Genomic DNA, 26421 nt, shown 5'->3' on the forward strand with positions numbered 1-26421 from the left:
AGCCTCGATCATAAGCAGTTTACCATAATCAGATTTGGTATCACCTGTGTTGAGTTTCCTGCTTGATCGGAATCTCAATCACAAATTCCGCTCCCTTTCCAAGTGCTGAAATACAAGTTAGCCTACCATGATGTTTTTCCACTACAATTTGATAGCTAATAGCTAAACCCAAACCAGTACCAGAGCCAACAGGTTTTGTAGTAAAGAAAGGATCGAAAACCCTTTGGCATACTTCCTCTGTCATCCCCGCTCCATTGTCAGCAATACAAATATGCACTTTGTTACCATTGACGACACTGGTGCGAATGCAAATTTTTCCTTTTTTATTGGTCACAAGTTCTTTTTTCTCTCCTGCTACTGTAGGAGAAACCACAAATGACTCTTCTATCGCATCAATAGCATTACTGAGTATATTCATAAATACTTGGTTCAGGAAGCCGGGGTAACACTCTACACTCGGTAGATTTGCATACTCTTTAACAATTTCAATACCTCTATTTTCTGGCCTAGCTTTTAGCTGATTTTGCAACAAAAGCAGAGTGCTATCGAGTCCTTCATGGATATCTACTTCTTTCATTACCGCCTCATCTAAGCGCGAGAAATTCCGCAACGACAAGACAATCTGGCGAATGCGTTCCGCCCCTACCTGCATCGAATCAAGCAGTCGAGGAAAATCAGAAATTAAGAATTCCAGATCGACATTTTCTGCAAGGTTATTAATCTCAGGAGTTGCATTAGGCAATTGCTGCTGGTAAAGATTCAGTACTCCCAATAAGTCATGGAAATAGTCACTAGCATGGGTAAGATTGCCATATATAAAGTTAATCGGATTATTGATTTCGTGAGCTATACCAGCAACCATTTGCCCCAGACTTGACATTTTTTCCGTTTGAATTAGTTGAGTCTGTGCCGCTTGCAATTCCTGTAGAGCAAGTTCAATCTGAATTGCTTGTTCTCTCAAAAGTATATTTTTTTCTTGTAACTCTACCGTCCTTGCTTCCACTTTCTGTTCTAGGGTTTGGTTGTAATCGTCTAATTGCTCGTTAGCTGTTTTCAGCCTTTGAGTTGCAGTTTCCAATTTCCCATAAAGCATCGCATTTTTAAGGGAGATAGCTATCTGAGAAGAAAGTATTTTTAAGACTTCCAGCCGCTGAGGTGTAAAAGCACCACTTGTGATATTATTTTCTAAGTAAAGGATGCCAATTAGCTTGCCTTGATTAATAATAGGCATAGACAATATTGACTTGGGCTGTGTTTTTATAATGTAAGAATCGTTTATAAATCTTCCTGATACTGTTGCATCATTTAACACAACATTTTCTTTAGCTATTCCCACGTAGTTAATTATAGAAATAGGTATATTTTCACTGTTTTCAACTGGTGATTCACAACACCATACAACAGTATTTTTATCCACAACACCTGTAGCTTCTATCAAAAGCTTTCCATCTTTTTCTAAAATCAGAGAGCTATTAGTAGCTCCGGCATTTTCCATCACAATTTTCAGTAGCTTATCCAGCAATTTATCGAGAACTATTTCTTCAGCCAAAGCCAGAGATGCTTTGTTCACAGTAGACAAATCCAAAACCGCAGAACTTCCTCCTGTGGTCGAAGTTGTTGTCTTATTAATCTCTATACCTGTGGATTCTCGCATCAGCATCTCGGAAAATACCAAGGGATATCTAGACTCTAAATCTTTAACTTTAGCTTTAGCTCCCCAACGAATATATCCGTAGTAAGCCTGTGTTAAATAAATTTGAGCAAACTTGTCTCTACCGAGGGAGAAATAAAACTCGGCCGCTAGTTCCGAAGCTATTGCTTCTTCCTGAAAATATCCTTGTTCTTTAGCTCCCGTTATAGCTCGGTCATAATATTCCATTGCTTCTAGAATTTGCCCTTGAGTCCGTGCTTTCTCAGCCTCCACCAGTTCGTACTTATGCTGGAAGTTAAAGGGAGCAGAATCTGCCCATTGTCGCATTTTTTGCTGATTTTTCTCTACAATATCCAGGTATTGTTCTTGCTCTGAGCTTGAAGCTTTGGAATATTGAGCAAGGAGAGCCAGCGAATAATAGAAGTTGTGAGCGGCAGATACTATCATGTTCATCACACTGACAGCGTGTTCTGCTGCTAAACTGCCGCTGGCAATAGCATTCTTGGGTTCTTTAAACAGATAAAATAAAATCGTCTTTGCGAGATAGGCAATAAACAGCAAAATCAGATTGTTAGCTTCAATAAAAACAGGCAGCATTTGTGTTTCATCAAAACTATCACCCACCAACTGACATTTATCATTGGCTTCCTTTTGAAGATTTAACGTCAGTTGGTGCAACATCTTAATGTAATAAATAGAATAGTCTTGTTTTATTTTCAGCGCTAAATCAACATACTGCGTTTGTTGCTGCTCTACAATGTCTAATCGCTCCCCAGTTAAAAACAGGCTAGCGCAATAAGCAGTAGCACTATAGCCAGCATATTCTATATCTCCAGTTTCCAGTCCACTTTGCATACTCTCTTGAAGCGGTTGTAATGCGTAATTGAGATGCGCTTTCCAGGGTCTAATCAAACCGTTAAATAAACTGTAAACTTTACATTTAATAAAGTTGGTATCAAACTTATCTAATAGCTTTAAACCTAGCTGACTTGCATGATATGCTGTATCTATGTCGCCACTGTTCGCGTACACAATCACACCATAAAAAGCATAAGTAAAAGCGCTTAATGCTGAATAACCGTGTTCAACACAGAGATTGATCTGAGCCAATACAATCAGGGGCACAATCTCAGGCTTGGTAGTGTAAGCAGGAGAAACAAGGGACATTAGTATCCTTAATACTGCTATTTTGTAAGGATCGGTCATCTCTGGGATATTGTCTAAGTCCGTGAGCTTGGGCAACTCAACCAGAAAACCCCCATCGCCTTCGTCATTTGATAAGGAAACACCCAGCATACCCAGCACTTCCAGCCCAGTATCGATGGCTTTTAACATTTGGTTTTGAGCCATATAAAACTGGATTTGTAACTCATATACTTTCACTCTTTCGAGCAGGGTGTTAGCTTGTTGTAGAACAACTTCTGCAAGAGCTGCTGACCTTTCGTAATTGGTATTGAGATATTCCGCTTCTACGGCTTCTACATAAAGTGCAAGTGTCAGATCGTAGTTACTCTGCCAACTGTTTTCTGCTAAGAGGTTTAATCCTACTCTTAATTGCATGACAGCAGCTTCATAAGCTGAAGCTGCTTTGGCTTTTCGACCAGCCATTAAATTTAATTGAGCAAGCTGGTATTTTTCTGCTTGCTCGGTAATGAATTCTACTCCCACATTTAGCTGGCTAACAATATCAAAGACATTTTCTTCTAAAGCTTCTTGATTTGTATTCTGTAACAGTAGTTGACCGATTTTTAGGTGGGTAGCTTTTTGCTGCTTAGTAGGAATTAGAGAATAAGCCGCTTGTTGCACCCGGTCATGCAAAAATCTGTAAGATACTTTGTAAGTATTAATTTCTAATTGCGATCCTTGACTATTGGCTATTGTCAAAGACTCATTCCCCTTGCACAGTAACGGTATTTTGTAAGCACTTTCTCCAAAGGGCAAAATTAGACCAGTCTGAAGCCCATCCCATAAAGCAGATGCCGTTTCTGATATAGATTTTTCACTTACTATTGCCAAAACATCTAAATTAAACCTGTTGCCAATACAAGCCGCTAACTTTAAAACTTTCTGGGTGTCGGAAGGCAGTTTTAGAATATTTCTGGCTATGAGTTCGACGACATTATAATCTGCGATCGCAATACTTTGAATCTGGCTCATATCCCACTGCCATTTGCCAAGGCTGAAGTCGAATTTCAACAGTTTTTCGGCGTAAAGGGATGTGAGCAGTTGAGTGAGAAAAAAGGGATTACCTTGAGTTTTATTGAAAACTAGCTCAGCTAATAACTTGCACTTTTCTATTTCATCGTTATTGTTTTTAGCAAGCAAACTTTCTTCCTCAGTTTCTCCCTTTTGCTCCGAAACATAAGCAAGAGGGGAGACTGCTGATGAGCCGTTGTCACCCAAGGTGTCAGCAACTAATTGATTGACTGTACTAAGTGTCAACGGTTGCAGAATAATATTATTTACGATCGATCCCGATGAATAAATACTATCTAAGGTCTGCATTAACGGGTGAGTTGGGCTGACTTCGTTATCTCGATAGGCTCCAATTACTAATAAATATTGGCTATCTTTGTCAGTTAGCAGCACATGAATCAATTTTAAGGAAGCAGAATCTGCCCACTGTAAATCATCTAAAAATAGAACTAGCGGATGTGCTTTTTGAGTGAAAATATGAATGAACTGTTTAAAGGCCAGATTAAAACGGTTTTGTGATTCGCTTGCCCCTAATCGAGAAACTTCAGGTTGCTCGCCAACGATCAATTCCAATTCGGGAATAACGTCAATTATAACTCTAGTATTTTGACCTAACTCATTTAAAATCTGCTGTTTCCAAAAGTCAATTCTTTCAGAGTTTTCTGTTAACAATTGCCGAATTAGTTCTTCAAAAGCTTGAATTAAGGCTCCATAGGGAATATTCCGTTTAAACTGGTCAAACTTCCCTGATATAAAATAACCTCTTGCTCCGACAATGGGTTTGTGGACTTCATAAACTAAGCAAGATTTACCTATGCCTGAGTAGCCGGAAACTAGCATAATCTCCGCTTTTCCCCTGCTAACTCTGTCAAAAGCATCCATTAGATTGGCTACTTGTGTTTCTCTGCCATAGAGTTTTTGGGGAATTGAAAATTTACCTGACTTATCACGCTCGCCCGGAATGAAGTTACCAATTGTTCCCGTTTGTTGCAATTGATTTAGACATTGTTCTAGATCTGCCTTAAGACCATAACCACTTTGATATCTATCTTCAGCAGTCTTGGCTAGTAATTTCATCACAATGTCAGAAATTGCTTTGATAATCGCGCGATTTTTGATTTTAGAGTTGAGATGTTCCTGCGTGACTTCTAATCCGCTATTTTGCTCTTTTAACTCCATAATCTCCCAAAGTGGGACAGGCTGTTTAGCAATATGACAGTGAACTAATTCCATTGGATCTGTAGTCTTAAATGGCAGTTCACCACACATCATTTCATAAAATGTAACCCCTAAAGAATAGAAATCAGTGCGGTAGTCAATTGAGCGATTCATTCGCCCTGTTTGTTCTGGCGATATATAGGCTAGGGTTCCTTCTAGTAAAGTGGGATGACTGAGTGTTTGCGTCTCTCTAGATAATCGCGTGGCAATGCTAAAGTCGGTAATTTTTACTTCGAGGGTATTAGGAGTGATGATGATATTGGTGGGCTTGATATCTTTATGAATAATTTTATTGTCATGCAATTTACCAAGAGTGTCTGCTAACTGAATAGCAATTGATAAAAACTCTTTAAGTTCCAGTTGGCGCTGGCTCAAAAACTTTTTGAGGGCTTCTCCTTTTGAATCTTCTAATATTAATGCCAGACCATTACGATGGTTTTCTAATCCGTGGGGCTTGACAATCCCTTCTAAATTAAGATTTCTAGCAATTTCATATTCATGTCTCAATTGCATGATTTCTTCGAGAGTAGGATATTCTGCTCTCAAAAGCTTGATGATGACAGCCTGTCCATCTTCTTTTCTCTGGGCACGATAGACTACTGTATTCAAACCCTCGTTAATTTTTTCTATTAGTTTGTATTTGATCTTGATACTCATATAATTTTTACCTATCTTAACAAGGGTTGTAAGGGATAATGTGTTAGAATATACCGTATTCAAACTCAAGCTTATATTCTTGAGAATTTCTGGAGAATAGAGTCTTACAGTTTTATGGTTAACAACAGTTGTAATATAAAGTATAGTAACTTAATTTCCATCTAGTTGAAATCCGTAATTTCCACATTCTTTGCTACTCTTACTTATGCTAGTACAATTCCCTAAGTAAGTAAGTAGGTAGGCGTTGATAGGTACAAGTGATGCTGGGAAAGCACTCAGCAAAGGTGGGCTGGATCGAAAGGAGAAGCCAAAACCTATCCAAGAGGAGTGGGGAAAGAAATATTACAATCCCTCACCCAACTAAAAAGACAAGAACCCTGAAACTCGCTGCTTCACAAATTACAATAATTAGGGTGGCCCCCTCAACAACTTGACCCTGGATGCGATCGCCAGAAATTACCCTCCTAAATCGACCCCAATCAGCCCCCATTTGTGTCCTCAGAGTTCTTGCTTCCGTAGTGTCTGACCCCTCTTCCTACTGCTTATAAATACGCTCTAGTAACCAAAGGGCGGCAACAATACCGATAAAGTGGGCAAAAATAGCGTGGGTGTTAGCCAGTACCACAAAAATATCGAGGGGCTGGATGAACTGGTTAAAATTGATATTGGGGTTGTATAAAGCTTGTGGCTGAGCCAGAGATTTAGCTAACAGCGTGCCGCTGATCGCTTCTGCTCCTAGTATAGTCAGAAACATCCCCACCGTATTGCTCATGAGGGCCAATCGTACTGCTTGAATCGTGTCAGCCTTCTTGGGGCGGGTAGTAGTACTGGGCGATCGCAATTCTCTGGACAAGCGAGTGTAGCGGAAAGCTCGATAAACACTATAAGCTAGTACCCCTAGCCCGCAAATCGCAAAAAATAAACCCCCACCAGTACCAGGATTTGTTGAACGCGCACCAGAAGCCGCACTTGGCAAAGCAAAGGGGATAGCAAATAGCAAAATCAGCGCCGCAACTACTGATAGCACTGATTGCGCCCAAAAGCAAACCCACCCTACATTACGAAGGGCAGAAGCAACTCGCTGCACAGCAGGCGGAAGTGACGAAAAGGACTCTAACTGATTTGACATATTTCGAGTTGATGGGAGCTATTAGGCTGAATTTAGAACATTTTTCTAACCAGGGAGGCTTGACGGCAGGTTAACCCTCTTTACACAATAGACATAAATGTTGAAGAATTGTAACTAAACAAGCTAGTTTAAACTTAACTAGCATTACGTCGCGAGGTACCGCAAGCAATGTCGCAACTACAACCCACCACTACTCCCAAGCTGGAACAGCCAAAGTTTGGCTTCAACGACTACGCGGAACGCCTCAATGGTCGAGCCGCGATGGTTGGTTTTACCCTAACTCTGATTATCGAGTATTTCACTGGACAGGGATTACTCTCTTGGCTAGGTCTTAACTAAATTTTAGCAATGGCTAAGGTGTGCCCCTACCTAACCCTTGGGGTTAGTCTGGGAAACTTGCCAGGGTTTCAGGGACGCTAGAGAACCGAAGCAGAAGGCAAAAGCTAGAAGGTAGAAGGGATTTAGTTATCTAGAAGGGTAGAAAGTTAAAAGACTTATTCCTCATACTTTTCCACCTTTTTTTAACTGGTGAGTTATTCCTACCATTCTGCTCTAGTCAAGGGCAGCAAGCGTTCTTCACCGCGATCGCCTCTAGGATTTAGTTAGAATAGACATTAGCGAGAACAACTTCAAAGAGTTCTGTATCTAAGAGTGAAATTCTCGCCAGTGAAAATTATCGCCGTCGCCAGATGTCGGAGGTAAAATTTTGTAGCTCAAGAGCTTGGCAATTTGGTCGCGCTCTCCTACAATTCCCCAAGGTGAGGATATAAAGTTAAATTCGGGTAGCCTTTGAGCTAGAAAATCCCGAACTTTCCGCCAACTCTAAGTTTTAGAGATCGTAGATAAACAGAACTGAGTAAACCGCGATGAATGTTTCATGGCAGCGCATTTTAAAATCAGCTTACCGCAGGGAGCCTGTCACCAGCTTTGTGATTACAGTAGGGGCTGTTGATGCCGCGATCGGCGGTATGGCCGCGAGTGGGTCGTTATTAGCTTTTGGACTCGGTACTGCTAGCGTGGCGATCGCTCTCCGTTGGTGGCAACTCCACAGTTCCTCTATCGAGCAACCGGCCCCAGCCCCAGAATATTATCTCCCTCCTCATTCTTCTAGACCTCAGTTGCCGATGCTGAATGTGTCTAAGAAAAATCCTCCGTACTAAGGGAATTTGGGGTTTATCGAGATTATCTATGGGTAATAAAATCCATCGGTGAACCCATCCCTACCACACTGGTCGATCGTGATGACCTTGTATAGAGTTGAATTAATTAGGACTTGCTGAATGAGTGAGAAAAGTAAACAGTCAATCAATCTACAGTAATGAACCTTTCTACCTGGTTAAGACAGGTTTTTTGTGTGTTTTTATATCACCAACCGAAAATCACACCTATTTACGGTTCAATGATTATTAAAAGCTATAACTGGGCAAGCTATAGTCAACAAAAAGTTATGTTTCGCTCCCGCTTGAATTGCCCATCAAGAGCGATGCCTGCGGCGGGCTTCGCCTACGCGATTTTTCCTAACTTATTCAGCAAGCCCTAATTAGAGGCTGTGTAAAGAAAGATTAAGGTATCCGAAAAAAGCACTTTATTATCGACAAAAGACAGAACTATTCTCTATGGAAGTGATACCTTTTTACTTCATAGCAATCTTGTTTATATCGGGCTTCAACTCCTTCTATGACAGCGATTGCTAATTCACTTTTTTTGCCCAGGTGTAACATACTTGCGCCCACAAACCAGCTAATCCTTTTTCTTGCCATCGATGTAATGTTGAACACACTGTGCTTGGCGAACACTTCAAATAGTGGCTGATTTTTTCAACTCGCCACCCTTGAGCTGATAATCGCACAGCTTCAGCCCGAGCTTTCATCCTTTGAGGAATATTTTTCCTCTTCTTAATTCCCAAAGTGTTCGCTCTTCTTCACTATCTATGTGAGCCGAAAATACATCGGGAATTTGGGCAAAGTTAAAAATGGCATGGGGGCTTCAATCGATTAATTACTTTTAGGAATCGGTTTTCTGGAGTCCTTCCTGTAATTGAAGATGGTGCTGATTTCCACTTTTCCTCCGCCCTTAGTGACAAAAGAGCGTTAATCTCCATTTCAAGGTAGTATATGGGAATAAAAAACTTTGGATAGACTTGGGCGGATTTATGTTTCAAAGCATTACTTCTCAAATAAATGGTTCTTCTTCCTTGTTGTCATATTTAGGAATAGTATTAGGCGTTACTAGCATAGCGTCTGTACTGAGCTGGCGATGGTGGAAAGGAAAGGAAACGTATAAATCGCTACAATCACTCCCTTCGCCTCCCCAATATTGGGTGTTAGGAAATCTGCCACAAATATTAGCAGCAGTAAAACAGAAGAAATTATTTCAGCAATTTTTTGATTGGAGCCAGCAGCTAGGCCCGATGTACGTCATCTGGAATGGCAGGACTCCAATTGTCATTTTAAGTAAACCAAAAGTAATTGAAGATACTATTATCAATGGGATGAAAGATGGTAGCTTAATTAGATCCAAGCAATTACGTCAAGCATGGAACGATATCAGCGGTTCTATTATGCTCGGAGAAACTGCAACGGAGTGGCAGTGGCGACGCCAGGCTTGGAATCCAGAATTTAGTTCGAGCAATATTTCCAAATATCTGGAAATAATTAGCCAAGCTTGCGAACAAGTCATTGAGACACTGAAACAAGTTGCATCCCCAAAAGAAGTAGAGGTAGATCCTCTGTTTGTGGAACTAACAATGAGGGTGATTTCCTCTTTTGTACTAGGTATTCCTGTAGATAGAAATAGTACCAGTCAGGAAGGACACCCCCTGGAAGTTAGCAAGGTATACGAAGCGATGTCTATTGTAGGCTATCGTTTCCTGCGACAAGCTACGGGGGAGAAAAGATGGATGAAATATTTGCCAACTCAGAATTCACGGGATTATTGGGCAGCAAGGCGGTATTTAACGGAATTTCTTACTCCCCGCGTAGACTTAGCTTTACAGATGAGAGAACAAAATCAAACTGATTTCCCACAAGTCAGTAGTTTGTTTAGGGAATCAATGTTAGTCAAAGTCGCCGCTAAAGAACCAAAATACGATCGCGAAACCTTAATATCAGAATCGATTGAACTATTAATAGCTGGAACTGACACCACAGCCCATACTTTATCCTTTGCACTTGGCGAATTGAGCTTAAATCAAAGAGTATTTCAACAAGCACGAGATATCGTTGACCAAGCTTGGGAAAAACAAAGTGGGATTAACCTAAAAAACCTCAAAGAATTGGCTTATATTCGTGCTATTATCAAAGAAACACTGCGCCTTTATTCAGTTGCCTCCGGCTCAACTTCATTGGAGGCTCAACGGGATACTCTAATTGAAGGTACAGTGATTCCGCGTGGGACAAGAGTATCCTGGTCAATGCTTGCAGCCGGAAGAGATCCAGAAGTTTATGCTAACCCAGAGGAATTTCTGCCGGAACGTTGGCTAGACAAGAATAAGGAAACAAGTTCACTGCCAATGATAGACTTTGGCTCAGGCTCGCATCGTTGTTTAGGAGAGCATCTATCAATGCTGGAAGGAACGATGATGTTAGCATTATTGGTGCGCCATTTCGATTGGGAGTTAGTCAACGGTCGTTCTTCTCTGGAACAATTACAGCAAAACCTGTTAATTTATCCGTCAGATCGAATGCCAGTGCGCTTTCGAGGGAGAAACTGAGCCTAAACCTTTCTGGCGTTCTTGGTTGTCATGTGTCGATTCACTTAACTTAGTTTTAAAGACTCAAGTTCTGACAACAAACCGATGGAAGTCTTATGAAACGCACAAGATTTTTTAATAGTCTGAGATCAAGGAAAATTGCGACGGTTTTGTTGGCTGTGGTTTTTGTGCTATTAGCTGCTTTGAAAGTTAGTGCCCAGACTGAAGATGCAAGGTTGATGGTACTCAATGACAATAAGTTGAATATCAATTCGATCGAATTTAAACGAGTTGAATATGTGGGAGAATGTGCGGGTACTGTCACATATTCTGAGGGACAAAAAGCTCGGTTTGTTTCCAGCAAAATTACGCCGGGGCCTAACAGAAGAGCGATCGTTACAAATGTAACTATGGGAATGGAAACGAACCCCTATCCTTACACTGACAGAAGTTACGATCGAGGGGAGTCTTCAGAAGATTTTGGGTTGATCTTGAGCCACAAACATAAAGGTAAAAATTTGGCAGTTTTAGAAGGTGAAAATAAGTTACTCTATCAAATTAAGGAAGATGATAAAGTAATTGAAGAGGGTTCGCTAACGGCTCAAGTTTCTGTACAAAATATGGGTGTTTTTCCACGTCAGGTAGTTTGCGAAGAAAAATTAGAATGTCGGGGTAAATCACAATGTTACGACAGTAAAGGTCGGTATAGAACTGGTACTGCTGAAAGATGTTTTACTACTAGAACCTGTAGGTGCCCGTAACTAAATATCGGGACTTAAACAAAGTCAAAACTTCAAGGTAAGGCGCAAAAGTGCGATTATCGCGTTTTTGCGCTTAAAAAGCATAACCAGCCAGAGGTATCGCTCTAATGCTGAGGTCTCGTTATTCCAGAAAATTTGAGAGATCAGGGCAAAATCCTTATCCGTAGGTTCTTTACCCAAGGTTTCAGTCCAAGATTTTCTCAATTCTTACCGTTCGTTAAGATTAATTCGATATTATGGAATTCAACCCAAACAACAATGTTGTTAAACTCTGTCTTCAAGGTATGGGCATGGAAGAAAAAGGCAAACCTGAAGAAGCAAGTAAACTGTTTCTTCAAGCCTGGAACGAAGCGACATACGACTTTGAAAAATTTATTTCAGCCCATTATGTAGCTCGATATCAAAAAGATGTTTCCGACAAATTAAAATGGCTCGAAACAGCTTTGCAGTTGGCATTAAAAATAAATAACGACACTGTTAAAAGTGCTTTCCCTTCTCTATATTCAAACATTGCCAAATGCTATGAGGACTTACACGAACCTGACAAGGCAAAAAAGAATTATGAATTAGCAACTTCGTTTAAGGATAAACCTTCTGACAAAGGCCCCTTTTATCATGGGACGAAAGCAGATTTGCAAGTGGGCGATTTGCTGACAGCCGGAGGCAGTTCTAATTACAAACTCGAACTCAAAATGAATCACATTTATTTCACAGCCCTTGTTAATGGGGCGGGACTTGCTGCTGCATTAGCAAAAGGCGAAGGACGGGAACGAGTTTATATCGTTGAACCGACAGGGGGGTTTGAAAATGACCCGAATGTTACAGACAAAAAATTTCCGGGCAATCCAACGCGCTCCTATCGCTCACTCGCACCATTAAAAATCGTTGGCGAGGTAACAGATTGGGTGAGACAAACACCTGAAGATCTCCAAAAATGGCGTGAAAAGTTGGCCAGTAACAAAGGAGAAATTATTAATTAATTTTTGAAGATAATAATTAGTGTATGAGTATGCGATCGCCCCCCAAGCCCTTGAATATTCTAGCAAGTTAAGCCGTAGATAAGCAAAAACGCGGAAATCCGCGCTCGCGTTGTACTCTGTTGGGCAAAACAAACCCCCACTTCTGCGCCGGGGCCATGTCTTGCCACGCCTACGCGACGATCTTGGAGTCTACAACCCGCATTCTACCGTTGCATATTAAAAACTGTCCGAAGTATTGATCCGAAGAAATTAAATATTAAGTCCAAATAACAAGCGGGTCATCAGTTCCAGAGTATCCAATCAAACATCCCCATGTCATACGCACACCCGTTTTTATCTTTTTTACCGCATGAATTCTCATTGAATTGAAAAGAATTAAATCTCCCTGGTTCGGTCTGATCTCAAGTTTTGGTTGTCCGATCTTTTTGCTATCACCGACACTAGCTGGATCGTCTATATTTCGTTCTATCTTATATTCGCTTTGAGTTGGCCATTCATCCCAAAGCACTATTTCCCCTCCTGATTCAGACATTTTTAAATATACATTTGCCGCGATGTTATTTATAAGATTCGGCTTATCTTTATAGGATTTGAGAAAACCCCATCCCATTACATCACAATGTGGTACACCAGGGCTATCTTCTTTATGCTCTCTAACTATCCCAGCAAATACTTTTTTATCCCCAAGTTTTGCAAGATGGCAACCATAACTCCAAATATCATCAAGTTCAACCCTCAGTCTATCAATTGGACTTATGTATGGATGTATCAGCCTCCGCATTTCTTTCATCAATGTAGGTGCTTTTTCCTGCTGCTTTTCTAATGCAAGCTCACTTTCACCACATTCAAACAACTCTTGTCCTAATCGACTAACTGATGGGTGATCGGGATAAGCGCTAAAATACTTACTCTTTTTTATTCTCTCGGCGATGATCGCACACTCTTGGTCAAGAAAATAATTCGGTACGATTACCGCATCTATTGAATGGTCTAGAAGTCCAATTAAATGCCATTCTTCGAGATTTTTCGCAGATAATAGGGCATCTTGATTTGTTTTATAACTACCTAGCTTATTTTCATATACAGTCATTGGGTTTTCCTCCAGTTTTGATTCAGAAATGTTGTTGCAGATCGGCATTTATACTATAACGTACCCTTTGCCATCGCTTCCATCAATACCAGTTTTTGGTGAGCGGAATCAGCTTTTACCCGTTGCTCAAGCTGTTGCGCTTGCGCTTGCGCTTCAGCGAGAATAGCGTCCTCATTTACCGTGAGAACTTGGTAGTCTTCCACTAACAGTTTTCCCGCAACCATGACACTTTTAACTTCATGTCCTGAAGCAGCGTACACGAAGTTGGGTACGAGATTGCGAATTGGATCGAGCAGGGTTGGTGAGAGATTCGGAGCGGTAAGATCAATTAAAATCAGATCGGCTTCTTTGCCTACTTCAAGCGAGCCAATCTTGCGATCTAAACCAATCGCCCGCGCTCCTTCAATGGTCGCCATACGTAACACTTCCCAGGCAGGCATAATCGTTGGGTCTTGATATTTTATTTTGTTGAATAAGGCGGTCAGTTTCATCTCATTGAAGATGTTACAACAGTTGTTGCCGCAGGCTTGATCGGAACCGATCGCAACGGGGCCGCCTGCTTGCCGAAAGATGTGTGCGGGCGGCACGAGACCGTCGATAATGGCAATAGCACCCGAACAGAGTGCCATGCTAGCGCCACTTTTGGCCACTTGTATCGCTTCTTCATCTGTGGCATCTGTCAGGTGAACCGCTAGCAACTGTTCGTCCAAGTAGCCAATCTCATCCAGAAAAGCGATCGGACGCTTACCATATCGCTTTACAATTTGTTCAGTTTCCCGCTCGCCCTGCGCCACATGAATATGCAGCATTAAGCTTTCCCGTTGTGCAATCTCCTTGGCTTCACGTAGCATCTCAAGCGGCACCATATCCGCCGCCTGTAGTCCCAACATCGTGGTGATACGTCCCTCTGCCGCTCCATTCCATGCACAGGCAAAGTCCACAGCCTCTGCCATCGCCCGCCGCCCCGCCTTTACATCAAAGGGATAGATGTCTCCCTCCTTCCATTCCGACCAGTCGAGTGGGAATGCGTTAAACGCAGGAGACAGAATGGCACGTACCCCAATTTCATCGAAAAACTCTCCCCAGAGGGGGTAAAGAGACTCAGAATCGCCGAATGTGGTTGTGCCTGCCTTCAGCCCTTCCAACACACTCAAGCGCGTCCCGGCTATGTTCGCTGCGGGTGTCATCTGAAGTCCATAAGGCATTGTCGCGTCCATCAGCCAATTGGTTACATCTTGTGCTACCCCACGCAGAAGAGAACAAGTCGTGTGTATGTGAGCATCAATCAATCCAGGCAACACCGCACAATTCACCGCATCGATCGTTTTGTGGCTTTCAAAACGACTCAGCAACGCCTCCGTCGAATCAACTGCTACAATACGGCTACCCTCAACCGCGATCGCCCCATCGGCAATATACCCCACACCAGTTCCCTGCATCGTAAAGAGATGAGCGTGTATCGCTAATGTATCTACCTGTTTTTTAGTCATAAAACCCTCTATTAATCTATAAATGGCGAATGGTAATGGGTAAAGATACAGGCCATTACTGTGTACGTATCAATTGCATCACTAAGCCTAGTCAAAATTCAGACCTTACTTTTTCAGACCTTACTTTCTTTCGAGACCAAGCACATCGGCATGGCGGATAATACGACGATATGTTTCTTCGATCGCGGCATCGAAATCATTCAGCTTGAAAACCGTACTAACCGCATGACCACCAGAATCTCGGTCAGGTGGATAACCATCTCGCAGAACACGAAACGATGGGAGCACAGGCCAGTCATAGACAGAAAGTGCAATAAACTCGTCGATGGGTATGCCATCCTTGTCAGTCAGCGCAATGTACTCTTCGGGTGATTTCCCTGTTTGAATGTGGTATTTGGCATAACCTGGCATTGCTAGGCAGACAAAAATTGTGTCACGACGAGTTTCCCGCAGCATCAACAAAGTCTGAAGCGTCATTAGGTAGCTGGCTACTGTGGGGAAGTGTTTGCTAGAACCGCCCGCGACAATATACACATTGCGGCCACTCGGATCGAACGTTTTTTGCAGTCTCCCTTGGTCAGTCACTTCGTCCCAACTTCCATAAGTATATGGATCGACAGATGTTGGTTGTAGCACCTGCCACGCGCCCAACTCTCCATTACGCTCCATTACCCAGAACCAGGGCATATTACCACTGTTGAGCAAATCGATCCGATCGGCAATGAGCTTGGGAGGCGCGATCGCATCTTCTCCAATCCAGCCATACGCCTCCCTTTCAAGCTGGCTTAGTCTTGCTACATCTGCCATGACTGCGGGTCGAACCGTCCATGGATAAAGATGCAGGGGAAGGGAAGCAGGGGACAAGCCCAGCTCGGTGAGTGCAAAAGACTGCACCTCAACCAATGCGTCCTGTTTTGAAGTAACCGAGGATTCGATGAGAACCTCCTCTTGGTCTGCCTGTGGCACAATTCTTTCGAGTAAGAAACTGGCTAGCTGCTTAATCGTGGGATAGTCAAAAACCATCGCCACTGGCAGTTCCAACCCTGTGCTAGAACGTAGCTTATTACGTAGTTCGACCGCCATCAACGAATCAATTCCTAAATCGGAGAACCTCTGTTCGTCGGCGGGAACACTTCCTATAATCGGTTCGATTTCAGATTTGATAATGTTCTTTAATATCTCATATCGTTCCTGATGCGAAGTTTGACTTATTTTTTGTAAAAGTGTTTGACTATTTGTGGTCAAGCTTGCCTGTCGCTGCTGTTCCTCTACCAAATGCTCCAAAATAGTTGGTAATGCAACTCGTTCAGCAGGAGAGAGTTTGCGATCGCCGTCCAAAAGCGCCACCAAAGAGTGGACATCACCTTCTTGCAAATATTCCATCAGTAAAGTGGACACCGCGCCATGATTTTGTGGCGATGCAGTGTCCTGAGCTTGTTGAAGGGGATCTGATGCACTGGAAAGATCGAAGCTTTGTGCTGACTGGGTTGGTGCCAAATTAGAGTCGGGAAGCCAATAACGTTGTCGCTGAAACGGATAGGTTGGCAATACCACCTTGCGTCGTTGATATCCCCGATTAAATGCGTCCCAATCAATGTCAGCCCCATGCACGTACAACTCACCCAGACTAGAGAGCATCTGCTGCGAGTCGTTCTGGCTTTCGCGCAAACTGGGCAAGTAGCAAGTAGCAGTCCCTTCTGGGGCAGTTGACTCTTCCTCACTTGCTCGCAGCGCCATACCCAGCAGGGTGGCTGTGGAACCGATTTCGAGAAAGATATTGATACCCTGTTCGTGGAGCGTCCTCACCCCATCGGCAAAGCGCACTGCCTCACGCACATGGCGTACCCAGTAATCTGGTCTGGTGATTTCAGCGATCGCCACTTTCCCTGTGACATTGGAGACAAGCAGCAAATTCGGCTTGTGATAGGTGATGCTGGCTGCCACCTGGCGGAACTCATCCAATATGGGAGCCATGAGTGGGGAGTGGAAGGCATGGGATACCGTCAGTTGGCGTGTCTTAATGCCAACGGTTGCGAGTTGTTCAGCAATTGCCATCACAGAGATGCGTTTGCCAGAGACAACCACGCTTTCTCGCCCATTAATCGCTGCAATTGACACATCGTCTCGGTAAGGCGTAATCGCCTCCTGTATGCGAGCTTCATCTACCAAGAAAGAAACCATTGCTCCGTCTTGAGGTAGCGCTTGCATCAGACGACCACGAGTAGCGATGAGTTTAAGGCCATCCTCTAAAGAAAAGATGCCCGCCACACAAGCGGCCACATATTCACCCACACTATGCCCCATCACCACATCTGGTTTGATGCCCCACGATCGCCACAATTGCGCGATCGCATACTCGAAAGCGAAAAGCGCGGGCTGAGTATAAGCGGTTTGGTGAATGGTTTCTGATTTTCCCTCTGGGTAGAGAATCGAAATTAGTGACTGGTCGAGATATGCGCCAGCACGCAAGATGTCGTCACAATGGTCGAGTGCTTCTCGGAATGTAGGTTGCGTTTCGTAAAGTTGGCGACCCATTCCCACATACTGTGAGCCTTGGCCTGTAAAAAGAAAGGCGATCTTTGGTAAGGATTTGACTTCTCGCTCCCCACCCCGCGATCGCGCGATCGCTGCCAATTGCAAACGCAGTTGCTCTTGAGATTCCGTAACTACCGCAAACCTATGTTTAAAATGTTTGCGCCCTGTATGCGCCGTGAAACAAATATCCGCCAGACGAACATCGGGATAGGTTTCTATCTGAGCCGCATAACGCTGAGCCAGTTCTGGCAGGGCTGCGGGTGTTTTTGCAGATAAGGTTAAAATATGCTGCGTTTGATTAATATCATTAGTAGGTTGCTCTATGTTTGGAGCTTTCTCTAGTACGATATGAGAGTTTGTGCCACTAAAGCCAAAGCTACTGACTCCTGCAAAACGATCGCTGCTAGACCAAGATGTTGTTTCTGTTGGGATGCTGACTGGCGATCGCTCCCAGTCAATGTAAGGATTGGGCTGGTGGAAGTGTAGGTTTGGTGGGATTTCACCGTGCTGCATTGAGAGTACAACCTTGATCAGGCCAGCAATGCCAGCAGCAGCCTCAGTATGACCGATATTTGTCTTGACCGAACCGATAATAAGCGGCTGTGAGCGTTGACCAAAGACTTGCCCAAGCGCACCCATTTCGATGGGATCGCCTAATGACGTACCTGTGCCATGTGCCTCGATGTAGCTAATTTTATCTGGGTGTAGCCCACCATCCGCTAATGCCTGCCGGATAACCGCCTGTTGTGAAGGACCGCTGGGTACGGTTAAGCCACTCGTGTAGCCATCGTGATTGACCGCGACACCACGAATCAAGGCAAGGATATTGTCCTTGTCGGTAATGGCATCGGATAGGCGTTTGAGAACTACCATGCCACATCCCTCAGCACGGACATAACCATCTGCCCGCACATCAAATGTTTTGCAGCGTCCATCAGGCGACAACATACGCGATCGGCAGGCTCTGATAAAGCCATCCGGTGCCAATTGTGTCTGTACACCACCCGCCAAGGCCAAATCGCAGTCCTGTTGACGCAGGCTCTTGACGGCCAATGCCACAGAAACCAAAGAGGATGAACAGGCGGTATCAAGAGCCAGATTGGGGCCAGTAAGTCCCAAATAATAGGATAGACGACCGCTGGCTGTACTATGGCAGTTACCAGAACCAGAGTAGACATCTAGTTCGGAACTATTACGCATAATCAGATCGCGATAATCGCAATCACTGATGCCAACAAAGACCCCTGTCTGTTTACTAAGGCCATTGCCTGTCAGCCCAGCGCGTTCTAATGCTTCCCAACTCACCTCCAAAAGCAGCCGTTGTTGTGGGTCTAAGCTAACGGCCTCGCGCGCGGAGATACGAAAAAAGTCGGGATCGAACCCATCGATCTGCTTCAGAAGACCAGCATGGCGTGCGTACATTTTGTTCGGTGTGGCTGGCATCGGATCGTAATATTTATCCACATCCCAACGGGTTTTGGGAATCTCACTAATTGCGTCAACCCCATTGCGTAACAGTTGCCATAATTCTTCGGGCGTATCCGCACCCGGAAATCGACAACTCATTCCGATAATGGCAATGGGTTCTCGTTGCGCGTATTTTAAACGTTCAAGCTCGGCTTGTAGCTCCTCTATTTTATTCAATGCTTTCTTGACTATAGAAGTCACCTGATTCTCTGGCAAATTATTCATTGATTACACCTCTTGCAAAAGTCGTCGCTGGGGTAATGTGGAGTCTGAAATTAGGCGATCGCGCCCGTCAATTATAAGCTTTTCTTATTCATTAACGGGGTGAGCCGAAGTTCGTATCTGCCGTAAAATTTTCTTTTCTTAAGTAACGATTTATGGTATCGTGACTAACGTTTTTCAAATGTTTGGCACAGTGGGTTAATTATCTTAAAAAATATGCTGAGCCTGCGGAAGAGTAAACGCAAGTTAAGTCGTAATTCTTATGTAAAGGAGCATATCATGCAAGAAAAACGCATCGCAATGTGGTCTGTGCCACGCAGTTTTGGTACAGTGTTGCTACAAGCCTGGTCGAGTCGGTCAGATACCGCTGTCTTTGATGAAATTCTCTCCTTTCCCTATCTCTTTATCAAAGGCAAGGATCTGGGCTTTACTTGGGCGGATCTTGATTCTAGCCAAATGCCCTACACAGATTGGCAATACGTTATTGAGCGGTTAAAGGCTCCCGTACCCGAAGAGAATTTGCAATACATCATCGAGCTGTTAAAGGCTCCCCTGCCCGAAGGGAAATCGATTTGCTATCAGAAGCATCAAGCGTATCATTTAATCGAAGAGATAATGGGGCTTGAGTGGATCTTGCCCTTCACCAACTGCTTTCTGATTCGCCAACCCAAAGAAATGCTCTTATCTTTTCATAAGATTGTGCCGCATTTTACCTTTGAAGAAACAGGCTGGATCGAATTAAAACGGCTGTTTGACTATGTACATCAAAAGAGCGGAGCAATCCCGCCTGTCATAGATGCACATGACCTGCTCAACGATCCGCCGCGAATGCTCTCCAAGCTTTGTCAGGCTGTAGGGGTTGAGTTTACTGAGGCTATGCTCAGTTGGCCCCCCATGGAGGTCGAGTTGAACGAAAAACTAGCCCCTTGGTACAGCACCGTAGCAAGCTCTACCAATTTTCTCCCCTATCAGGCTAAGGATGAGCCGTTGCCGCTACATCTTGTCAATATTTGTGAACGTTGCGATGAAATTTATCAGGAATTATATCAATTTCGACTTTCTTAGTGCTGCGTTCCATAAATGATGTCCAGGTTAAAGAAGTTGTATAGCAAAAGAATCTGGACACGATACGCGATCGCATAATCGGTGATTTATGAGATAATTCTTTTAGAACCGATGTGATATCTTTTGGGTTTCCCTTCTTCACTCACTGTACAAAAGCAAACTTAACCTTCTTGTGTCACTTTCGGCAAAAAATAACCTGGAAGGCTTATAGCAATGGCTGAAACTCATACAGCCTCTTGATTTCAATCTAGAGTTGCCCCTCGTTGCACGAACCCTAGCTTTACCCCATATCGAGTGCTTGTGCCAGCATTCGCGCAATGTCATCCACGCTTTCATTATCATCTATTTTGGATTCTATTGATATGCTGTCTGCTGTCTGTGCTGCTGGTTGCGCCATTTGCTCTGCCTTTTGCATAGAAGCATCATCATCAAACATTTTTGCTACTAGGTAGTCATGTAATGAATTAAGTGTTGGACAATTAAAGAGCAGAGTGGCTGGCAGAGGGCGTTCCAAACTACATATCAACTGATTCCGAAATTCAACCGCCATCAAAGAGTCCAGTCCCATATTCATTAATCCCTGAGAAGGATCGATTTTTTGATTAGAAGCAAAACCGAGAACTTTGAGTGCTGTTTTTTCAAGATGTTCCATCAAAAGGGCATCGCGCTCTGTCTCCGGGAGTGTTTGAAGCTGTTGCCGCAGACTAACTTTATTTGAGGTGCTACCTGCTATTTGCCGCAACTTGGTTTCTTCTTCGCTACGCAAGTGGTGTGCAAAGTATTCATAAAATGGCATATTCATGCCGCCAACATAAGATAGATATTCTGCCCAATTCGTCGGTTGTACAGCAACTTGGGGGATTGTATGCTTATTAAGTTTTTGAATAAGTTCGACGAGAATATGCTCTCCTTGCTTTGGAGGAATTGCCGCGATTCCCTGTTTTTCAAATGATAAATTAGCTGCCATCCCCACTTCTGCCCAAGCCCCCCAGTTGATACTCAAGCTATTGGAGCCCCTGGCGTGACGATAATACATTAATGAATCCAAAAACGCATTGGCTGCGGCGTAATTAGCTTGTCCTGGCTCTTCTATGAGCGACGCAACAGACGAGAACGCGACAAAGAAATCTAAGTCGAGGGTTTGGCTCTGTTGGTGCAGATGCCAAGCTCCGCCTACCTTTGCCGCCATCACCTTTTGAAAACGCTCTCGATTTTGTTGGATCAGGATGCCATCATCCAGAACACCCGCCGCGTGGACAATCCCTTGGATAGAGGTCTTGCTCTGACTTTCTATTAAAAGTCGTTCGCAATCTGCCGCATCAGAGATATCTGCAACAATCAAATCAACCCTAACATCCTCTTGGCGTAGTCGGTCGATAATCGACTGGGCTTCGTTTGAGAGCGTAGCACGGCGACTGTTGAGAATTAAGTGTTTTGCCCCAGCATCCGCAAGTGCAAGTGCCACTTGCAATCCCAGTCCGCCTAATCCACCTGCGATCAGATAGCCTCCATCGGGCTTGATTTCTGTTTGAATCAGCGCGTGATTTTCTACTTGATAACGAATCAACCTTGCAACATATCGTATTCCTTGGCGGTAAGCAATTTGAGATTCACCTTCTGTGGCTTGCAGCTCGTTCAATAAGAGTGGTACTCCATTTGAGAGCGTATCAAAATCCAAACAACGACAATCAAATTCAGGATGTTCGGCACGGATGGTTCGACTCAATGCCCATAAGGGTGCTTGTTCGATCTGTAAATTCGCTAAGTCATCACCAACCGCTTGACTATTTTGTGTAATTAACCATAGTTTGGGTGCCCACTCTATCTCGCTGAGGGCTTGTACCAAATGAAGAAGACCACCACATAAGTTTAGGACGATATCTGGCACTATCAAATTATTAAAAACATTTGTTAGATCGTGACGATTCCACAGATAGAGTACATATTGACAAGGCGATCCACTGTCTGTCAGAGTTTCCAAAAAACATTTATAGTCATTAAGAAAAGCGGGATTAAGTGTGACAACTGTTGTTAATTTTGTCACACCATCGAGGGCGACATCACCAAGATGTCCAGCGCGTGTAATGTGTTGCTCGGTAACAGTATACTCACGCCCAGGCACTACAAAAATACACCGCTTTCCTTGGCTCTGCAAATGTGCTGCCAAGTCCGCCCCTATTCCTTCGGGTTGTGCAAAAAGAAGCCACGTTTCTGCACCTGTTTTATTAACATCCAGCCCCTCCGAGATTAGTAGAGGTTGCGATCGCCAATCGACGGTATAGAGCCAGTCATGCCAAAAGTCTACCCCTTGCAAGGCTTCGGGCATAGCAACACGAGCTTCTAACCCTACAAATTCCGCGATCGCTTGCCCACTCTCATCAAACAGAGAAACTTCCCATGTGTATCTATTTTTTTCTGTGGCATGAACCCACCACGTTTGTCCGCTTGCAGGCTGATAACAACGTAGTTCCTTCAGCGCAAAGGGCACTGTCGTTTCTGATTTCCCATTTTCATCGCCAGACGAAATAGCAAATGGCACTTGCGTACAGGCATCCAACAAACCGGGATGAATTACATATCCGTTGAACGATTCAATGCTTTCCGGTTTTTGCAGACGCGCCAAGGCTTCTCCATTGCCTATCCATACTTTTTCTAACCAGCGAAAACGAGGGCCAAAAACCAGACCTTTGTCTGTGAATGTTTGATAGAAAAGGTTGCGATCGATTTCCTGCGGGCAACGTGCTTGTATTTCTTCTAGCTCCACTCTAGGAGGCACTGTATCTTCAAGCTTAAATTGCCCGTTGGCATGGGTGACGGGTGTCTCAAAATTAGCATCTGTACTGTTGCTCTCAGGTACATCCTCAGCAAAGCTAAACAATTCAAATTGTGTCTCGTTGCCACGCTTGTTTAGCGCAGCATTAGAGGGAGAACAGGCGACTTGCACTGTGCGACTCGCTTCATCAGCGATCGCCAGAGGTAAAGGGAAGGTAACATCTTTTAGCAAATAGGTAGTTTGCTTTGCACTATTCCCTCCTCTTAAATGACCATTTGTATATGACTCGGCAATACTCAGTAGCATTGATAGATAGCTTGCACTTGGCAACACAACTGCACCATAAATGCGATAGTCATCAAGAAAGGGCAATGTCTCTAGACTAAATTCTTTCTCAAAGATTGTTTCGTTGTGACGCGGCAGTTTCATGCACCTGTCGAGTAGAGGATGCAGGCTTTTAGCGGCGTGCTTCTGTTGGGCTGATTCTACCCAGTAACGCTGCCGCTGCCAGGGGTATGTCGGCAGGACAACTTTATGTCGCACATAGTCTTTATCAAAACCGATCCAGTCAATCTCAACACCATGTAGATAGAGTTGACTCAAGCTCTCCAACATCTGCTGCCAGTCGCTACGATGCTCGCGCAAACTGGGCATCATCATCATTGGCGCAGAGGATGAATTCTCAGAACTTTGTAACTCAACCATGCCAAGCAGTGTGGGTTTGGGGCCGATTTCGATCGCGAAATTGACATTCTGTTCGTGTAACACCTTAACCCCATCCGCAAAACGGACAGCCTCTTGCAAATGTCTCACCCAGTAATCGGGAGTGGCGATTTCTTCATATATTCGTCGGCCTGTGACATTCGAGATTAGGTTGAGCTGCGGTGGTTGATAGGTGATTGTGTTGGCAACTCGGCGGAATTGACCTAACATTGGCTCCATCAATGGCGAGTGAAAGGCGTGAGAAACAGTTAGTTGGCGTGTCTTGATGCCTTCGGCAACTAACTGTTGGGTAATCTGTTGTAATGTCTCCCTTTTACCAGAGATAACCACACTCTCTGGGCCATTGATGGCCGCAATAGAAACCTCTCGGCCCAAAGGTGCGATCGCTTGCTCTATGCGCGATTTATTGGCCATCACCGATACCATCGCCCCATCGCGAGGCAATTCTTGCATCAGACGGCCTCTTTCCGCAATCAGTTTGAGACCATCCTCTAAAGAAAAGACACCCGCCACACAAGCGGCCACATATTCTCCCACACTATGCCCCATCACCACATCAGGCTCAATGCCCCACGAGCGCCACAACTGCACCAGTGCATATTCGAGAGCGAAAAGAGCGGGTTGAGTATAAGCCGTTTCATCAATTTGGGATGTTGCGTCCAGTCCCATCTCTTGGCTGGGATAGAGTATTGAGAGGATCGACTTGCCCAAATGCGATCGCAAAATCCGATCGCAGCGATCGATCGTTTGCCTGAAGGTAGGTTGGCTCTCATAAAGTTCTTGCCCCATTCCTACATACTGCGAGCCTTGACCTGTAAAGAGAAAAGCTATTTTTGAGAGAGAGGTCGCCTCAAAGAGCCCCTCTCCCGATCGCGCAAACGTTTCCAATTGCTGGCGCAACTGCGTTTTAGACTCTGCTACTGCGGCAAAGCGATGTTTAAAATGTTTGCGCCCTGTGTTGGCTGTAAAGCAAATATCCGCCAGACTCTCCTGCAAGTTTTTAGTTAGATAAGTCACATAACGCCGAGCAAGTTCTTGTAGTGCTTGAGGTGTCTCTGCTGATAAGGTAAGAACACGCTGCTTTGAATGAATCTCTACAGTAGACGGCTCTATTTTTGGGGCTTCCTCTAACACGACATGAGCATTGGTGCCACTAAAACCGAAAGAACTGATCCCGGCGAAGCGATCGCCCGCAGGCCAAGCTGTGCGTTCTGTTGGGATGGCGATCGGCAATCGCTCCCAGTTAATGCGAGGACTGGGCTGGTGAAAGTGTAAATTAGGCGGGATTTCGCCATACTGCATGGCAAGGACGACCTTAATCAGTCCAGCAATCCCTGCTGCGGCTTCTAGATGGCCAATATTTGTTTTGACTGAACCAATAATTAAAGGCTGCGATCGCTGATTAAAGATCGTTCCCAACGCGCCGACTTCGATCGGATCTCCTAATGAAGTTCCTGTGCCATGAGTTTCTATATAGTTAACTTGTTTTGGTGTGATGCCGCTATTGGCGATCGCTTGGCGAATTACGGCAGCTTGTTGGGGGCCATTCGGAACGGTCAAGCCACTCGTGCGACCGTCTTGGTTGATGGCTGACCCGCGAATCAACGCCAAGATGTTGTCCCCATCGGCTTGTGCGTCCGACAAGCGCTTGAGCACGATCGCGCCACATCCTTCGGCTCGGACATACCCATTTGCCGACGCATCAAAGACTTTGCAACGACCATCGGGAGACAACATACGGGCTTTTGCTAGTGAGATACTTTCCTCTGGCGCTATCAGCCGATAGACTCCCCCAACCAACGCTAAGTCACATTCTCGCTGGCGCAGACTTATCAGTGACTGATGTACAGCCACCAACGACGAAGAACAAGCCGTATCTATTGAGAGACAGGGGCCTGTCAGACCTAGAAAGTAGGATAAGCGACCACTGGCTGTACTATGAGCATTACCCGAAGCCAAATAAGTATCAATTGCTCCTTGCTTCAAGAGTATTTCACGATAATCAAGGTTACTAATACCAACGAATACGCCCGTTGCCGAAGGTGGAATCACCGCTGCGTTTTCCAGTGCTTCCCAAGTCACCTCTAATAGCAAACGTTGCTGTGGGTCAAGAGAAACCGCTTCTCGCGGTGATATGCCAAAGAATTGAGCATCAAACTCCTCAAGTTGCTCGACAAACCCACCAAAGCGAATTGACATCTTGTCTGCGCTTTCCAGATTTCCGTCTACATAGGCATCAACATCCCAGCGGTCTTTTGGTACCTCACCAATAGCATCAACCCCATCACGCAACAACTGCCAGAACTCTTCTGGACTATTCGCACCCGGAAATCGACAGCCCATACCAACGATCGCGATCGGTTCGTGTTGGCTCTCCTTCAACCTGTTAACTTCAGCTTCCAGAGCCTCTATCTTGTGATAGGATTGCTTGACTAATCGTTCGTATATTTCTAGTTTTTTATCCATGTGCTTAACTAACAGCCGGGAAGTCCCTCGGTATATTTAGAGGGGATGAATCTGAGCGCTGCGCGAAGTACCCCGAATAAATTACCGCAGGGATGAAAGGCTCGTCGGATGGAGGTACGGAAGCCGACAATTAGACTCGACTACCGTGGATCAATCTTCTGGAGCATCCTGATTTTCAATATACCTCTAAGTGCAGAAACAGTGACACCTCCACAGGAAGCGATGAAATACGAACTAAGCTGTTTCGCATTTAAACTGTGATTTTTGTGCGGTAAAACTCATTCACTCTTTCAGGGAATTCACTTCT

At 44.3% G+C, this 26421-nt stretch carries 13 protein-coding genes; 6 read left to right on the plus strand and 7 right to left on the minus strand.

Annotated features, from left to right (window positions below; translation table 11 throughout):
- Positions 1 to 40: 40 nt before the first annotated feature.
- Entirely contained in the window at positions 41 to 5722 is a 5682-nt protein-coding gene (locus OSCI_RS24015; RefSeq protein ID WP_007357782.1) for a trifunctional serine/threonine-protein kinase/ATP-binding protein/sensor histidine kinase, read from the minus strand.
- Positions 5723 to 6257: 535 nt separating this feature from the next.
- Positions 6258 to 6851, minus strand: coding sequence for a DUF3611 family protein (locus OSCI_RS24020; protein WP_007357784.1), 594 nt, complete (start codon positions 6849 to 6851; stop codon positions 6258 to 6260).
- A 168-nt stretch (positions 6852 to 7019) separates the two neighbouring features.
- On the opposite strand from OSCI_RS24020, the gene OSCI_RS30935 reads away from it, so the two are divergent.
- Together OSCI_RS30935 and OSCI_RS24030 are read left to right on the plus strand one after the other, a co-directional pair.
- Positions 7020 to 7190 (plus strand): hypothetical protein, encoded by a 171-nt coding sequence (locus OSCI_RS30935; protein WP_007357785.1) that lies wholly within the window; start codon positions 7020 to 7022, stop codon positions 7188 to 7190.
- A gap of 527 nt (positions 7191 to 7717) precedes the next feature.
- Positions 7718 to 8011, plus strand: coding sequence for a hypothetical protein (locus OSCI_RS24030; RefSeq protein WP_007357786.1), 294 nt, complete (start codon positions 7718 to 7720; stop codon positions 8009 to 8011).
- Positions 8012 to 8541: 530 nt separating this feature from the next.
- Here OSCI_RS24030 and OSCI_RS24035 read toward each other — a convergent pair.
- Positions 8542 to 8721: a helix-turn-helix domain-containing protein gene (locus OSCI_RS24035; RefSeq protein ID WP_007357788.1), complete on the minus strand. Its 180-nt coding sequence runs from the start codon at positions 8719 to 8721 to the stop codon at positions 8542 to 8544.
- Positions 8722 to 9003: 282 nt separating this feature from the next.
- Between OSCI_RS24035 and OSCI_RS24040 the strand changes: the two genes are divergently transcribed.
- From OSCI_RS24040 to arr, 3 genes are all read left to right on the plus strand, one after another.
- Positions 9004 to 10563 carry a cytochrome P450 gene (locus OSCI_RS24040; protein ID WP_007357789.1) on the plus strand — a complete coding sequence of 520 codons (1560 nt, stop codon included), beginning with the start codon at positions 9004 to 9006 and terminating at the stop codon, positions 10561 to 10563.
- Between the two features lie 95 nt (positions 10564 to 10658).
- Positions 10659 to 11303 carry a hypothetical protein gene (locus OSCI_RS24045; RefSeq protein WP_007357790.1) on the plus strand — a complete coding sequence of 215 codons (645 nt, stop codon included), beginning with the start codon at positions 10659 to 10661 and terminating at the stop codon, positions 11301 to 11303.
- Positions 11304 to 11812: 509 nt separating this feature from the next.
- Positions 11813 to 12283 (plus strand): NAD(+)--rifampin ADP-ribosyltransferase, encoded by a 471-nt coding sequence (gene arr, locus OSCI_RS32520; protein ID WP_407635873.1) that lies wholly within the window; start codon positions 11813 to 11815, stop codon positions 12281 to 12283.
- Positions 12284 to 12539: 256 nt separating this feature from the next.
- On the opposite strand, the gene OSCI_RS24060 is transcribed toward arr, so the two are convergent.
- From OSCI_RS24060 to OSCI_RS24070, 3 genes are all read right to left on the minus strand, one after another.
- Positions 12540 to 13373: a 2OG-Fe(II) oxygenase gene (locus OSCI_RS24060; protein ID WP_007357793.1), complete on the minus strand. Its 834-nt coding sequence runs from the start codon at positions 13371 to 13373 to the stop codon at positions 12540 to 12542.
- A gap of 53 nt (positions 13374 to 13426) precedes the next feature.
- The gene (locus OSCI_RS24065) at positions 13427 to 14863 is read right to left on the minus strand and encodes an amidohydrolase family protein (protein WP_007357794.1); all 1437 of its coding nucleotides are present in this window, start codon (positions 14861 to 14863) and stop codon (positions 13427 to 13429) included.
- Between the two features lie 120 nt (positions 14864 to 14983).
- Entirely contained in the window at positions 14984 to 19090 is a 4107-nt protein-coding gene (locus tag OSCI_RS24070; protein ID WP_007357795.1) for a type I polyketide synthase, read from the minus strand.
- Between the two features lie 276 nt (positions 19091 to 19366).
- On the opposite strand from OSCI_RS24070, the gene OSCI_RS24075 reads away from it, so the two are divergent.
- Positions 19367 to 20152 carry a hypothetical protein gene (locus tag OSCI_RS24075; protein ID WP_007357796.1) on the plus strand — a complete coding sequence of 262 codons (786 nt, stop codon included), beginning with the start codon at positions 19367 to 19369 and terminating at the stop codon, positions 20150 to 20152.
- Positions 20153 to 20432: 280 nt separating this feature from the next.
- On the opposite strand, the gene OSCI_RS24080 is transcribed toward OSCI_RS24075, so the two are convergent.
- Positions 20433 to 26114, minus strand: a complete 5682-nt coding sequence (locus OSCI_RS24080; protein ID WP_007357797.1) for a type I polyketide synthase — start codon at positions 26112 to 26114, stop codon at positions 20433 to 20435.
- Positions 26115 to 26421 lie beyond the last annotated feature (307 nt).

Origin of the sequence: Kamptonema sp. PCC 6506, assembly GCF_000180455.1 — a bacterium.
GTDB classification, from domain to species: domain Bacteria; phylum Cyanobacteriota; class Cyanobacteriia; order Cyanobacteriales; family Microcoleaceae; genus Kamptonema; species Kamptonema formosum.